This window comes from Methylobacterium sp. J-118 (assembly GCF_057836565.1).
Genome location: NZ_JBYQFA010000010.1, coordinates 1 through 11,539, shown reverse-complemented (window position 1 = coordinate 11,539; position 11,539 = coordinate 1). Strand labels below are relative to the sequence as shown.

The window sequence follows — 11,539 nt, the reverse complement described above, 5'->3', positions numbered from 1 at the left end:
TAACGCAGCATTTCCTGCAACGTGGTTTGACGGCTCATTGTTGTGGCGGCGATCTTCAGCATCCGTCCGCGAGGCAGAGACCGGGCCATGGCTCCTCTTCCACCAAACCCTGGACCATCCCGCAAGCCTGGGGGACAAGCTTCGACGGTCTGGACGCTGGCGCTCGCCACCGCCCTCCTCGGTCTCGTCGCGTTGCCGAGGCGCTCGACGACGCGCAAGCCCAGCGACGCCCAGGGTGAAGGTGATGCACGGCAGGCGTCCCCCTCACATTCCGGCCAAGAGGCCCAAGAGGTAGCTCGTACTCAGGCCGATCGCGGACGCCAAGCTACCCGTCCGACCGAGATCCCGGCGAAAGGCTGGAAGGACATCGCGCTACGTACCTACCGTGATGTGGGCGAGAACCGGATCCTGCTGGTGTCGGCCGGCGTCACCTTTTTCGCCCTGCTGGCGATCTTCCCGGCTATCGCCGCCCTGGTGTCCGTCTACGGTCTCGTGGCGGATGCTTCGACCATCAACGATCAGCTCGCCAGCCTGCAGGGCATCATGCCCCAGGGCGCTCTCGACATCCTCAGCGACCAGGTCAAGAACCTCAACGAGAAGGGCAATGCGACGCTAGGTCTGAGCCTGCTCCTCAGCGTCGCCCTGTCGGTGTGGAGCGCCAACGGCGGCATGAAGCATATCTTCGACGCGCTCAACCTCGTCTACAACGAGCGCGAGAAACGCAACTTCGTCGTGCTCAACCTCATCTCGCTGGCGTTCACGGCCGGCGCACTGCTGTTCTTGATCCTGGCGCTAGTCGCGGTCGTGGCGCTGCCGGTCGTGTTCGAGTTCATCGGCATCGGCAAGGACGCATGGTGGCTGGCCCTGCTGCGCTGGCCCGTGCTCCTGGTCACCGTGCTCGGCGGCTTGGCGGTGCTGTACCGCTATGCCCCGAGCCGAGATGCGCCACGCTGGCACTGGGTCACTGGCGGGAGCGCCGTAGCAGCGGTGCTCTGGCTGGGGGGCTCGCTGCTGTTCTCGTGGTACGTCTCCCACTTCGGCAGCTACAACAAGACCTACGGCTCGCTGGGTGCAGCGATCGGGTTCATGACCTGGATCTGGATCTCGACGACGATCGTACTGCTGGGCGCCCAGCTGAATGCCGAGATGGAACACCAAACCGCCGAGGACACCACCGTGGGCGAGCCTCAACCACTCGGTACACGGGGAGCTAAGATGGCCGATAGCGTCGGGGCGGCCGTCAGATAGCCAACCCCCGTCAGGGTTCGAGGCTCGACCCCTGTTCCTGGCCCGAGCCCTGGGCAGGACGGCGGGCGTATGGCGAACGCCCCTCGGCTCGGTTCGCGAGAATGCGTTCACGCAGCAGGACGGCGCGGCGCGCGATCGCCTCCGCGTCGCAGGTTCGGCAGGGGCCGCCACGGCCAGCAGCACGGCAGTTGTCGGGGTTCTGGCAAGATCGGCGCGGCACGAGGCACACCATAGCCATTTCATGCGACCGCCGTCACGCTTGAGCTACTCGAGACCGGCAACCTAGCGCCCTGGTGACGACCTGACGGCAAGTCGGCCGCCGCCACCTCAGGGGCAGCATGCAGTCATTCGAGAAGCCCAGGGCGTCAACGAACCATCTATGTTGGTGCTGATCCGAAATCTCGCCCTACGATGGCTCTGTCGCGGCCCCAACCTCCGGCATTCCGCGCTTGCGAGACCTATGTGCTCCCGCCTGTCTGTGCAGAGAGCCCATGCCTCGGTACTTCTTCGACATCAACGACGGCCGCGCTGATCGCGATGAGGAAGGCCTCGAGTGTGCCGATCTTCAGGCCGCTGTTCTGCAAGCCAAGCAGGCGCTCCCAGCGATTGCGGTCGCTGAAGTGCCCAAGGACGGCGAGCGCCAAGCCATCACGGTGCTGGTGACAGATGAGAGTGGACAGGCCGTCTATCTAGCGGCTCTGACCTACACGGGGACGTGGTTGAGCCGATAGCGCCGCGCCGCAGGATCACCCGCACCTCCCTGACATGCTCGGGTTCGGGGACGCCCGGCAGCAGGGCGGCTATAAGTTCGTGCAGCGTCAACCAGCCTCAATTCAAGGTGCGGACTCGCTGTTTCGTCCGTGCCGCGAGCGCTTGCCCAATCTTGAACAGAGCCCGGCGCAGGTCGGGCAACGCTTCCTTTCCTCCATCCCCCTCGATCAAGGAGTGAGCCAGGATCAGGTGGTCGGCAACTAGGTCGAGGGTGCAACTCGGCATTGTCTCAGGGTGCGGAGGGGGCGGGACGAACCGCTCGGTGTTTCCATAAGCCTGATGTTCGACCGTCGCGCCTCCGGCAATCTCCGTGAGTGAGCCGAGATAGCCGATAAAGGTGTAATCAGGTGGTCCTATTGAGGGGACACCACCCACTCCAACCCAGCGATAACCTCCTGAGGGTTTTATCAATCTATATCTGATGCTGAACTCAGACATACTTGACAGCGCCTCGTGAAGTGTCTTCTCGACGATCTCCCTATCTTCGGGATGAACGCACTGCAGCCAGCCTTTTCCTAGTGATTCCTTAACGGGTTGGCCAGTTAGTTCGGGCCAATTAGAACTCGTATGTATAGTTTGTCCGGTAGCATCTGTGACAAAAATCAAGAATGCCCCCATACTCAAAAGCCATCATATGACGGCATTTCTAGCCCTTATGTGACCGCAATGCGCCGATCAATTGCAAATAGAATTGTGAGAGCCGGCGCACGTGTATGGTTCGGCGAAATCGGCGGAGTTGGGCCATGGTGGATGAGCACGAGGCATCATTCGCGCGCCTACACGAGATAGCCAGCATGCTCGGCATACCCGTCCGGGACATGTTCGTCGGGACGATGCCAAAAAAGCTCTGGGCCGACAATGAGTGCCTGCGGCTGTGGCACAGCCTCAAAACAGACGCTGACCGCGATGCGGCTCTCGATGCCCTACGCAAGATCCTGGACGAGGAGCGCCGCTAAAGCAGCGCTGGGTAAGGCTTGGGAGTCGATCGGCGTCGATGCCGAACCGTCAGGATCACCCGTGCTTCAGCAGCCCAACGAGCAGCACGCCGGCCGCCCCGACGACGTTCGCTTCTAGCCGATCTGATCACGTCGCCCAGATCCCGCGCCGCCGTTAACCGGGGCTTCGCGAGCGACGCGTACCGTTCGGAGAATTTGCTGCTTCTCCGTGAGACCGCCATGCCGACGAACACTAAGCACAAGAAGAGCCTTGGTGTCTTTGGCGTCACAGCGGACGACATGACGATGTTGCGCACGCATGCAAGCGTCGTTAGGCAGATAATGCCTGCGCTGCTCAGCAAACTGCAAGACACGTTCGCGAAGTGGCCAGAAATTGATCCGGCCCTGCAGGCCCCGGAGGTCTATGCGGCACGCCTCGCCCACTGGACGCTCGTGGCCACGGGCGAAATTGGATCGGAGTTCGACACATCCGTGGAACGCTTGGCCACGGCATTCCACCGTCACAAAGTGCCAGCGTACGCCATCGTCATCTGCCACTCGGTCGTGTCACGCGCGCTTATTGCCGAACTCGGTCTCTCGAACCCGATTGATGATAGGTTCGGATCGCCCGGCAGGATGAAGCAGCTACGCGAGCAGAGCGCTCTCGCCGGCGTAATCAGCCGATTGGCATGGTTCGATCTTGAGCTTTTGCTGGAGACATACGCGCGCGTTGAGGATGAACGCCGGAGCGAAATCGCGACTCAGCTTGAAGGCTTCCAGCAACAGGTTCAGGCTATAGTCACGAGCGTGGCGCAGGGTGCAGATACGGTCAGCAGCCGTGCTGTGACGACGGTGAAGGCAACAACTGATACCGCCAGATTGGCTCAGACCGTCATGGGTGCCTCTCACGAGGCCTCGCAGAACGTGGATGGGGTGGCGGCCGCGGCGGAGGAGCTATCAGCCTCCTTGAGCGAGGTCTCGCAGCAGGTCACGCGGGCCGCTGAGATCGCCCAGGCCGCCAATCTGGCCGCTCACCAGACCGACACGACAGTCCAGAGCCTGTCAGGCTCGGCCGTCAAGATCAGTGACGTCGTCTCGCTGATCTCGTCGATCGCCTCGCAGACCAACCTACTAGCGCTGAACGCCACCATCGAGGCGGCGCGGGCGGGAGAGGCGGGTCGCGGCTTCGCAGTGGTAGCCGCTGAGGTCAAGGATCTGGCCGGCCAAACCGCGAAGGCCACCTCAGAGATCTCGGCTCAGGTGGCAGCGATGCAGGGCGCGACCAGTTCGGCGGTCGCAGCGATCGAACGCATCGCCGCCATGATCGCGGAGATGGATCAGGTCGCCGCCACGATGGCAGCTGCAGTCGATCAGCAGCGTGCCGCTACGCATGAGATCGCGGGCAACGTCAGCCGGGCGGCCTCCGGAACGCAAGAGGTTGCCGGCAGCATCACCGGAGTCAGCGATGCAGCTCGGACAGCAGGTAGCGCCGCCAGCGAAATGCAGGGCATCGCGCGCGACCTCGCTAACCAGGCTGCCAAGCTTGAGCAGGCGATGACGATGCTCGCAGCTCGAAGCAAAGCGGCATGATGGCGAGTGAGGGTTGAGTAGACACTGATCGGCATCAGTGCACCTTGGCGAGGTCCAGGAGGGTAGCGCCGACGGCAGCCAGCACGTTCCCGCGGCCGCCCCAGCGCAGCGGGGGCACCTCGATCACGGTGTCGGGGTCCTCGGCCGCCACCTCTGGCAACACCGTCTCGGGCGCATCGACCTCCCGGTCCTGATCGTTCCCGCGCAGCCATGTGACCTGACTGCCAGCGGTGTTCTCCGGGGCCGCTAGGGACGGCTCGTCGTCGGTCCCGTCCTCCAGGTCGGGATCCCCGTCCATGCGGTCGAGCACGGCGATGATCCGGTCCGCCGTGTCGAGGGCGATCTGTGCCGCCTCCTCTAGGCTGGCGCGGAGTGCGGGTGCGGACAGCGGCTCCGGGATCTCCGGAGCGGCCGGTTTCGGACGCGGGGTGAAGGTCAGGACATCGCCCATGATGTGTCTCGGGTCACGACGAAGGGAGGGCCCGGCGGGATCCGGCCGGGGCGGTACGCACGGCGACAGAGGAGTGGGGAGCCGCTGTCAGCGGTCCCGGCGCTCGGCCTCGGCGATGTCGACGGTGCGGCCGTCGTCGACCACGGGCGGACCACGCTGCATGTCGCGCCAGAGCGAGTGCGACAGGGATTGATCCGGGTCGGGAAGGTCGCAAATTTCGCTCAGCAGCGCGTTGCGCCTGTAGTGCGAGAGAACCTGAAGCTTGACCCGGAAGCCTTCTGCCGTGAGGGCTGGTTGGCTCGCCAGCTGGTGCGCTAGGGTAGCGGCAGCGTCGCCCGCGTCGGCCGCATCGGCTTCCAACCGTAGATCCTCGGCGGGTAGCACGGCATTCCAGGCAGCGATGGCTGCGGCCTCGCGGGCACGGGCCGCCTCGAACTGGTGCCCGAGCCGCAGCAGCTCGGTATCGTCGCTGGGCTCCGCGGGAGACACGCGCGGTTCGGGGGCGGCCTGGGGGCTTCCGGTGTGCTGGCCGAGCTCGACTTTTAGCTCAGCGTCGCAACCGGAGGGGAGGTCGAACCGCTCAGCGGCAAGGCGCCTAAGGTCGTCGGCGGCACTCTCAATCCAGCCTTCGTGCAGCGCGTCCAGCGCGGCCTTGAAAAGGATCGCGGGGAGGGTCTGCATCGGAACCTCGCTGTACCCGTCAACAAGGTCGTCCAGCGCGGTCTCTATGGGGCCACAGATATCCCGGGCCGCAGCGTAGCCTTGAGCGTCCCGCGCCACTGCAACCCGCTTCCGCCATGCCGTGTGCTGTTCGTGAGTGAAGCCGTCGCCGGGGGGCGGCCCTGCGGCTTCCTCTGCCGCGTCGGCGATGGCCCGCCACGCGGCCTCGGCTGGAATGTGTTGGCGCAAGAGCGGGAGCGCCTGAGGCATCAGGTCGAGGAAAGCGGCCTCCTCGGGGCTGACAGCCGGGCCGGGTGCAGGCGACGACGGGGCAGCGACAACGGTCCGGCGGGTCTGGCCGGTGAGGGAGCCGCGCAGGTCGGCCGCGCGCTCGCGGAGGCTGACAGCGGGATCACGGCGGATCAAGTTCTTGAGGGAGGCACGGAGGGACATCGCGGGATCCTCGGGTGAGGGACGCGGGCGACCGGCCCGCTCGGGGTGCGGGTCGGTTCAGAGGAGGGAGGCGAGGCCGGTCAGGACCATGCCGCCGCCGATGATCGCGAAGGCAGCCAGCAGCTCGCCCGTGGCGTCGAGGAAGCGGAGGCTGCGGCTGTGCGACGTGTCCGGCCGGACAGGCGTCACGGCTTCCCACGGCTCGATCGTGCCGGGCTGCTGTTCGTCCGGCAGGTTGCGGTAGCGGCGATCCACCGGGGTCTGGCGGCGGCCCGTGCGGGCGCTGGTGCTGCGGACCGGGACGGGCTGGCTGAAATTCGGGATGCGGGCATAGGACATCGTTCGGGCTCCGTGATGGGCTCGTGGGGTCGGCTCGGTGGTGAAGGGGGGCGCCCCGCGGTGGGGCGCGTCAGGTCAGGCGACGGGCGGCGCCAGGCCTGAATTCAGGGCCCAGGCGGGGTGATCGCCCTCGGGGCCGTAGAGGTCGGGGAACAGCACCCACAGCCGCTGCTCGATGCGGGTGAGCAGGTCGCTGCCCACCTCCATGGCGTCGTCGCGCAGGGCATCGTCGTAGAAGCGATCGTGGTCGCCGTGCATGTCGCCGGACACATACTCGGCCAGCACCATGCCGATAACGGCCGCGCCGATCTCGGCCTGCGTGGCGGGCGAGAGCAGGCGCCACGCCTCGGTCAGCGAGAACGGGAGCGGCATGCGAGCCCAGAGCGCGGCGTGATCGGGCAGGCGGGCGGTGTCGTCGCCGCGGAGGTCACTGGTAATGTTGCCAGTGAGGGCAGGTGCGGCCTCACTGTCGGAAGCTACACTGACGGCGGTGGCAAGGAGGCCGGCAGCAAGGGCGCGGCGGTTGATGCGGGTCGTCATCGGCTCAACCTCAGTGCGCGGACATGTGACGGGCGAGCTTGGCGGACCGCCACGCGGCGGTGAGGCAGACGGACATCGCCTCGGCCCAGGTGCCGCCGAAGCGCTCCTGATGGGCGTGAGCGGCCTTGGCGGCGGCCGACATGATGGCGGCGCGGTCGAACTTGCCGGCGGCGTAGAGCGGGCGGCGGGTGGTGCGCACCGTCATGTCGATGCGGGCGGTGGCAGACAGCAGGCCGGCGGGGATTTTGGGGCGGCTGTCGCGGCCGGCGCGGTCGATCTGGGTCCAGGAGACGGTGCGGTGGGACATGGATGGCATCCGGCTCGTTCGCGCTTCCATACGGTGCGCTCATGAGCTAAAATGGATCACGAACGATCCCGTGTCAACCGATTTGGTGCTCGGGAGACCAAAAAAGGCTCACAGCGTCCATGATGCTTACCGGCGCGCAAATGAGGATGGCCCGTGGGTATCTCCGGCTCTCTGTCCGCGAACTGGCCGACGCTGCCGGCGTGTCCGCTGCCACCATCAAGCGCATGGAAGAGGTAGACGGCGTGCCCAAGGCGATGGCGGACAATCTCGCGAAGGTTCAGCAAGCCCTCGAAGCGGCCGGCGTCGAGTTCATCCCGCAGAACGGCGGCGGGGCCGGCGTGCGGATGCGCCAGCCGTGAGCGACGATGCTTGGGCTACATACAAGCTCATCGCGAACGAGCGGGCTAAGCTGACAGCCACCTATCTCAACGGCATCGCAGTTGCTCTCTTCGCAGTCGGTGGCCTCGCTCCGCTGATTGCGATCGGCAACTCCATCCGGGATTTTGATCCAGGCATCTCCACCGGAGTGGCGCATTTTCAGATCAACTATTCCGGCGCTTCGATCCTGATCTCGCTGGTTTGCTTCGGCGGCAGCGCAGTCCTACATTCTGCTGCCCGTCGTGCTCTGAGGACGCTCCGTTCATGAGCTATCTGCCGATACTTTCGCTCCTTGTCGTACCTGCCGGTGCGCTGGTGATCGGTGCGTGGGCCCTATGGCTAAATCGGGCCGGCGCATCGTCCCGGCCATGACAGACGTTCAGATTGTGGCCTTCATCGTCTCGCCCCCCTGATGGCGGTGGCGTTCAGCTGGTGCGACGCCCTCTGGGCGCGCCGAGCGGCGTAGGCGCGATCAGGCGATCCCGGGCAACTCCGCTTCTGGCCGCATGGCCTCCTGCGTCCGCCTGCCGTAGCTCGGCCGTATGGCTTCCGACTTCGCACCCACCATGCTCCCGAACGCCGCTGCCGTGTGGCGCAGCGCCCTTGAGGATCTATCCCCGCACGCCTCACCATGCCGGTATCTAACGCCTACCCGCTGGGTGCCGATCCGCGAGGCTGCCATCGATTTCTGCGACCGGCTCGGGGCTGAGGCCCATGCGCTCGGTTGGACGGCGGCCGAGCTGTTCGCGCTTCATCCAGAGCATGGAAGGCTGCGGATCGACTACTGCGGGGTGATGATGGTCTCCGGGAGCAAGGCTTTGGCAGTGGAGCCAACCAGGGTCGTATTCGCAGACGGATCAGGCTACCGGACCAAGCAAGGTCAGGTCTGGGGCATTCCGGTCTGGGAGTATGCGAAGAAGGCCGCAGGCCGATGACGCGTGGGGCTCATGGCGGGATCGGCGGCACCGTCTCGCTCGTCGGCTTCACGGTGCTGGTGACGGCGCTGGCAGCCTGCGGGCTGACGGGGGTCGTACCGTCATCAGCCGCTGGTTTCTCGAACTCAGCGACCCAAACAGAGAGCAGCAACGCGCTCAGCGAGTCGCTCGCTCGTAAGAGGCGCCTCAGGGTGATCGCGTCTCACCGCCGCTGAAGGCATCTCGGGGAATTCGGCTTCTTCCAGGTCCTGGACCAAGCCGAGGCCACCATGCGCCGTGATCACTCGCATCCCCTCGGCGCCGTCACTGTTCGCCCCACTGAGCACGACCCCGACGACGCGCTCGCCGTAGGTTTCGGCCGCTGAGATGAACAGGGGATCGGCGGCCGGACGCGCGAAGTGCACCTTGATCCCCTGATCCAGACGGATCGCACCGAAACGCAACTGCATGTGGTGGTCGGGCGGCGCAACGTAGATCCGGCCATGCTCAATAATCTCACCGTGCTGCGCAAAGGCTGCCGGGAAACCGGCGCACCGACCGAGGATGTCGGGTAGGCAGCTTCGATGTGTCCCAATGTGCTGCACGACGAACACGGAGGCGCGACATGTGCTGGGCAGCGCCTCAACGATCCGCACGAGCGGACCGAGGCCACCAGCAGATATAGCGATGACTATGATTGGGCTCATCTCAATGCAACAATCACCGGGCCTGGCGATGGTTCGTTCGATTGCAGCTAAACGTCTGAGGCGACGAGCAAATGGCTCGACCCTGTATTGCGCTTACTGGGCGGTTCATATCATCACGGTTCGGCTCGTCAGCCTGTGATCGGACAGGGCGTGGAGGCAGCGTTCGCTGTGGACATGCAGCTCAGGCCGGCTTCAGATGCCGTCGTACCCAGCGGCTCGCCTCTTCCAGGGCCGGAAAGGCAGGGACCCTCAGCCCTTGCAGCCGGCCGAACCCCGCCTCCATGAACCAGCTTCCGACATTGGCATGCTCGGGTTCGGCGAGGCGCACCAGCACGGCTACGAGCAGGCCGTTGGCGATCACCAGCATGCCGTCGTGGTCAAGGCTGCCCGTGTCGACCGCGATCGGCTGCAGCACAATCAGCGTCTCGACGTTGCCCCGCTCGGACATCGGCTAGCCCTCCTGGGCCATACCGGGCCAACTCAGGTCGCGACGATCACCCCAGCGCGTGCTACGCAAGTGCAGGTAGTTCGGTGTGAAGCTGCAGAAAGCCTTCATTCGCTCGACGTCGAGGATGGTCAGCACGCGGCGCTTGAGGTGGATCAGGCCGAGCGCGCGCAGCTCGCGCAGCGTCCGGTTCACGTGCACGTCAGACAGGCCCATCGTCTCGGCGATCTCGGTCTGCGTCAGTGGGAACGCGTAGCTGTTGTCGGTGACACGCCCCACCGCCTCCAGGCGCATCAAAAGTTCGCAGAGGAGGTGAGCGATGCGCTGGTCCGGAGCCCGCGCGCCCATGTTGACCAACCACGCGCGCAGGACGGCACCGTCGACCAGGGAGCACCACCAGAAGGCGCGCGCGATGCTCGTGTGATGCGCCGTGATCTCATCGATGGCCCGACGGGGGATGTCCACGACCTGGCACTGCGAGATGGTGCCGATGGTGTGATCCATCTCGTCGAGGATGAACACGTTCAGGTCGCAGAAATCGCCGGGCAACAACAGGGCCATGATCTGGCGCTGGCCGTCCGGAAGGACCTTGTACCGGCAGGCAAAGCCGTCGAGGATCAGCAGGACGTTGTCGGGCTTATCGCCTTCCCGGATCAGATCCTGGCGCGCGCCGACCTGCCGGACCTTGAGTATCAGGTTGTTCAAGGCCGAGCGAGCTGGGTCGGAGAGGGGTTCGAAGCTCTCGAGCTTCCGCGTCAGCGCCTGCTGCATGGGGCTTACATCGCTGCGCCTCGATGCCTGCCAATATGTCAGATATCCGACAAGATCTCCATCATTTGACCGATATCTTGTGCTCCTAAGAAATTAGGCTCAAAGACAGGCAGGCGTCGTACGCAGGCACGTTCAGGTGCTCGTGACCGAGGGCTCTTGGACCTCCCGCTCCAAGTGAACGGGACTAGGTCGCAACCGATGCAGCACAGCTGCCTCAATCGCCTGCTCAGATCCCTGGATCCGGACGATTTCGATCTCCTGCGGCCGCACCTCCAACTTGCGATCCTGTCGTTGGGCGATGTGCTGATCAAAGCCGACACCCCGATCACGCGGGTTGCCTTCGTCGAACGAGGCATCGTCTCGCTCGTTAGTGTCGCGGCGGACGGCCAGCAGGTCGAGGTCGGACTGGTCGGATGCGAAGGCATGGTTGGCGTGCCGATCCTACTCGATGCCGAGCGGACGCCGGACGAGGCTCGGGTTCAGGCTATCGGGCTAGCGCAGGTCATGCCGGTAAGTGCCCTCACTGATGCGCTTCGGCACAGTCGGCGCCTGCACAATCAGCTGTTGAAGTATGCGCACGTCCTCGGCGTGCAGGCCACGGCCACGGCCTTGGCCAACGGCCGCTACACCCTGGAGCCGCGTCTCGCCCGCTGGCTGCTCATGTGTCACGATCGGACCGAGGGTGACGAACTTCCGACGACGCACCGGTTTCTGTCGCTGATGCTCGGGGTCAATCGTCCGGGCCTGACGGGCGCGATCTCGGTCCTGGAGCGTTCCGGCGTGATCGGTCGACAGCGCGGTACCCTGATCGTTCGCGATCGCGCGGCGCTGCTCGCTCTAGCCGGCCCCTCCTACGGCACTCCCGAGGCCGAATACGAGCGCCTGTTTACGGGTCCGGCACCGGGCGGCCACTGAGAACCTTCTCAGCCCCACCCCAAGCTACGATGAGGAAGACGTCTAAGCCGGGCGGCCCTATCATCACGGCTCGCCCGGCCTCGCGCACCTTCCGACCGCGTCCGCGGCTGGTGGC

17 protein-coding genes are annotated in these 11,539 nt (G+C 65.2%); 8 read left to right on the top strand and 9 right to left on the bottom strand.

The features are described 5' to 3' along the window. The first annotated feature begins 87 nt into the window (after positions 1-87). Together AC3IF3_RS30895 and AC3IF3_RS30890 are read left to right on the top strand one after the other, a co-directional pair. Positions 88-1,248 carry a YihY/virulence factor BrkB family protein gene (locus AC3IF3_RS30895; RefSeq protein ID WP_489231848.1) on the top strand — a complete coding sequence of 387 codons (1,161 nt, stop codon included), beginning with the start codon at positions 88-90 and terminating at the stop codon, positions 1,246-1,248. 491 nt (positions 1,249-1,739) lie between these two features. Further along, on the top strand, positions 1,740-1,979 hold the full coding sequence (locus AC3IF3_RS30890; protein WP_489231847.1) for a DUF6894 family protein: 240 nt from the start codon (positions 1,740-1,742) through the stop codon (positions 1,977-1,979). Between the two features lie 97 nt (positions 1,980-2,076). Here the strand turns inward: AC3IF3_RS30890 and AC3IF3_RS30885 are convergent, their stop codons facing one another. After that, entirely contained in the window at positions 2,077-2,637 is a 561-nt protein-coding gene (locus AC3IF3_RS30885) for a PAS domain-containing protein (RefSeq protein WP_489231845.1), read from the bottom strand. Between the two features lie 125 nt (positions 2,638-2,762). Here AC3IF3_RS30885 and AC3IF3_RS30880 point away from each other — a divergent pair, with 125 nt between their 5' ends. Beyond that, positions 2,763-2,975 carry a hypothetical protein gene (locus tag AC3IF3_RS30880; RefSeq protein ID WP_489231844.1) on the top strand — a complete coding sequence of 71 codons (213 nt, stop codon included), beginning with the start codon at positions 2,763-2,765 and terminating at the stop codon, positions 2,973-2,975. Positions 2,976-3,194: 219 nt separating this feature from the next. Further along, on the top strand, positions 3,195-4,544 hold the full coding sequence (locus AC3IF3_RS30875; protein WP_489231842.1) for a methyl-accepting chemotaxis protein: 1,350 nt from the start codon (positions 3,195-3,197) through the stop codon (positions 4,542-4,544). 34 nt (positions 4,545-4,578) lie between these two features. Here AC3IF3_RS30875 and AC3IF3_RS30870 read toward each other — a convergent pair whose 3' ends face one another. The 5 genes from AC3IF3_RS30870 to AC3IF3_RS30850 form a co-directional block, all read right to left on the bottom strand. Then, complete coding sequence (locus AC3IF3_RS30870) at positions 4,579-4,995, bottom strand: hypothetical protein (RefSeq protein WP_489231841.1); 417 nt, start codon at positions 4,993-4,995, stop codon at positions 4,579-4,581. Between the two features lie 87 nt (positions 4,996-5,082). Further along, positions 5,083-6,108 (bottom strand): hypothetical protein, encoded by a 1,026-nt coding sequence (locus AC3IF3_RS30865; protein ID WP_489231840.1) that lies wholly within the window; start codon positions 6,106-6,108, stop codon positions 5,083-5,085. Positions 6,109-6,165: 57 nt separating this feature from the next. Further along, a complete protein-coding gene (locus AC3IF3_RS30860) occupies positions 6,166-6,447 on the bottom strand; it encodes a hypothetical protein (protein ID WP_489231839.1) in 282 nt (93 codons plus the stop codon). A 75-nt stretch (positions 6,448-6,522) separates the two neighbouring features. Further along, the gene (locus AC3IF3_RS30855; protein WP_489231838.1) at positions 6,523-6,987 is read right to left on the bottom strand and encodes a hypothetical protein; all 465 of its coding nucleotides are present in this window, start codon (positions 6,985-6,987) and stop codon (positions 6,523-6,525) included. Between the two features lie 10 nt (positions 6,988-6,997). Then, positions 6,998-7,294 carry a hypothetical protein gene (locus AC3IF3_RS30850; RefSeq protein WP_489231836.1) on the bottom strand — a complete coding sequence of 99 codons (297 nt, stop codon included), beginning with the start codon at positions 7,292-7,294 and terminating at the stop codon, positions 6,998-7,000. A 119-nt stretch (positions 7,295-7,413) separates the two neighbouring features. Here AC3IF3_RS30850 and AC3IF3_RS30845 point away from each other — a divergent pair, with 119 nt between their 5' ends. The 3 genes from AC3IF3_RS30845 (at position 7,414) to AC3IF3_RS30835 (ending at position 8,607) form a co-directional block, all read left to right on the top strand. After that, on the top strand, positions 7,414-7,653 hold the full coding sequence (locus tag AC3IF3_RS30845; RefSeq protein WP_489231835.1) for a helix-turn-helix domain-containing protein: 240 nt from the start codon (positions 7,414-7,416) through the stop codon (positions 7,651-7,653). Further along, positions 7,650-7,940 carry an amino acid transporter protein gene (locus AC3IF3_RS30840; protein WP_489231834.1) on the top strand — a complete coding sequence of 97 codons (291 nt, stop codon included), beginning with the start codon at positions 7,650-7,652 and terminating at the stop codon, positions 7,938-7,940. Before AC3IF3_RS30845 ends, AC3IF3_RS30840 begins: the two co-directional genes overlap by 4 nt. Before the next feature lie 274 nt (positions 7,941-8,214). Further along, positions 8,215-8,607, top strand: coding sequence for a hypothetical protein (locus AC3IF3_RS30835; protein WP_489220647.1), 393 nt, complete (start codon positions 8,215-8,217; stop codon positions 8,605-8,607). A gap of 125 nt (positions 8,608-8,732) precedes the next feature. Here the strand turns inward: AC3IF3_RS30835 and AC3IF3_RS30830 are convergent, their stop codons facing one another. From AC3IF3_RS30830 to AC3IF3_RS30820, 3 genes are all read right to left on the bottom strand, one after another. After that, positions 8,733-9,293: a chemotaxis protein CheB gene (locus AC3IF3_RS30830; protein ID WP_489220646.1), complete on the bottom strand. Its 561-nt coding sequence runs from the start codon at positions 9,291-9,293 to the stop codon at positions 8,733-8,735. A 181-nt stretch (positions 9,294-9,474) separates the two neighbouring features. Further along, entirely contained in the window at positions 9,475-9,741 is a 267-nt protein-coding gene (locus tag AC3IF3_RS30825) for a hypothetical protein (RefSeq protein ID WP_489220645.1), read from the bottom strand. A 3-nt stretch (positions 9,742-9,744) separates the two neighbouring features. Continuing rightward, on the bottom strand, positions 9,745-10,509 hold the full coding sequence (locus tag AC3IF3_RS30820) for a Crp/Fnr family transcriptional regulator (RefSeq protein WP_489231833.1): 765 nt from the start codon (positions 10,507-10,509) through the stop codon (positions 9,745-9,747). Between the two features lie 198 nt (positions 10,510-10,707). Here AC3IF3_RS30820 and AC3IF3_RS30815 point away from each other — a divergent pair, with 198 nt between their 5' ends. Then, positions 10,708-11,424 (top strand): Crp/Fnr family transcriptional regulator, encoded by a 717-nt coding sequence (locus AC3IF3_RS30815; protein ID WP_489231615.1) that lies wholly within the window; start codon positions 10,708-10,710, stop codon positions 11,422-11,424. The last annotated feature ends 115 nt before the right edge of the window (positions 11,425-11,539 follow it).

Excerpts from the sequence above, each read along its gene's own strand:
- AC3IF3_RS30880 (WP_489231844.1), top strand. The coding sequence starts at position 2,763 with ATGGTGGATGAGCACGAGGCATCATTCGCGCGCCTACACGAGATAGCC.
- AC3IF3_RS30895 (WP_489231848.1), top strand. The coding sequence starts at position 88 with ATGGCTCCTCTTCCACCAAACCCTGGACCATCCCGCAAGCCTGGGGGA.
- AC3IF3_RS30815 (WP_489231615.1), top strand. The coding sequence starts at position 10,708 with ATGCAGCACAGCTGCCTCAATCGCCTGCTCAGATCCCTGGATCCGGAC.
- AC3IF3_RS30855 (WP_489231838.1), bottom strand. The coding sequence starts at position 6,987 with ATGACGACCCGCATCAACCGCCGCGCCCTTGCTGCCGGCCTCCTTGCC.
- AC3IF3_RS30875 (WP_489231842.1), top strand. The coding sequence starts at position 3,195 with ATGCCGACGAACACTAAGCACAAGAAGAGCCTTGGTGTCTTTGGCGTC.
- AC3IF3_RS30865 (WP_489231840.1), bottom strand. The coding sequence starts at position 6,108 with ATGTCCCTCCGTGCCTCCCTCAAGAACTTGATCCGCCGTGATCCCGCT.
- AC3IF3_RS30830 (WP_489220646.1), bottom strand. The coding sequence starts at position 9,293 with ATGAGCCCAATCATAGTCATCGCTATATCTGCTGGTGGCCTCGGTCCG.
- AC3IF3_RS30850 (WP_489231836.1), bottom strand. The coding sequence starts at position 7,294 with ATGTCCCACCGCACCGTCTCCTGGACCCAGATCGACCGCGCCGGCCGC.
- AC3IF3_RS30890 (WP_489231847.1), top strand. The coding sequence starts at position 1,740 with ATGCCTCGGTACTTCTTCGACATCAACGACGGCCGCGCTGATCGCGAT.
- AC3IF3_RS30845 (WP_489231835.1), top strand. The coding sequence starts at position 7,414 with ATGATGCTTACCGGCGCGCAAATGAGGATGGCCCGTGGGTATCTCCGG.
- AC3IF3_RS30835 (WP_489220647.1), top strand. The coding sequence starts at position 8,215 with ATGGCTTCCGACTTCGCACCCACCATGCTCCCGAACGCCGCTGCCGTG.
- AC3IF3_RS30820 (WP_489231833.1), bottom strand. The coding sequence starts at position 10,509 with ATGCAGCAGGCGCTGACGCGGAAGCTCGAGAGCTTCGAACCCCTCTCC.
- AC3IF3_RS30860 (WP_489231839.1), bottom strand. The coding sequence starts at position 6,447 with ATGTCCTATGCCCGCATCCCGAATTTCAGCCAGCCCGTCCCGGTCCGC.
- AC3IF3_RS30870 (WP_489231841.1), bottom strand. The coding sequence starts at position 4,995 with ATGGGCGATGTCCTGACCTTCACCCCGCGTCCGAAACCGGCCGCTCCG.
- AC3IF3_RS30825 (WP_489220645.1), bottom strand. The coding sequence starts at position 9,741 with ATGTCCGAGCGGGGCAACGTCGAGACGCTGATTGTGCTGCAGCCGATC.
- AC3IF3_RS30885 (WP_489231845.1), bottom strand. The coding sequence starts at position 2,637 with ATGGGGGCATTCTTGATTTTTGTCACAGATGCTACCGGACAAACTATA.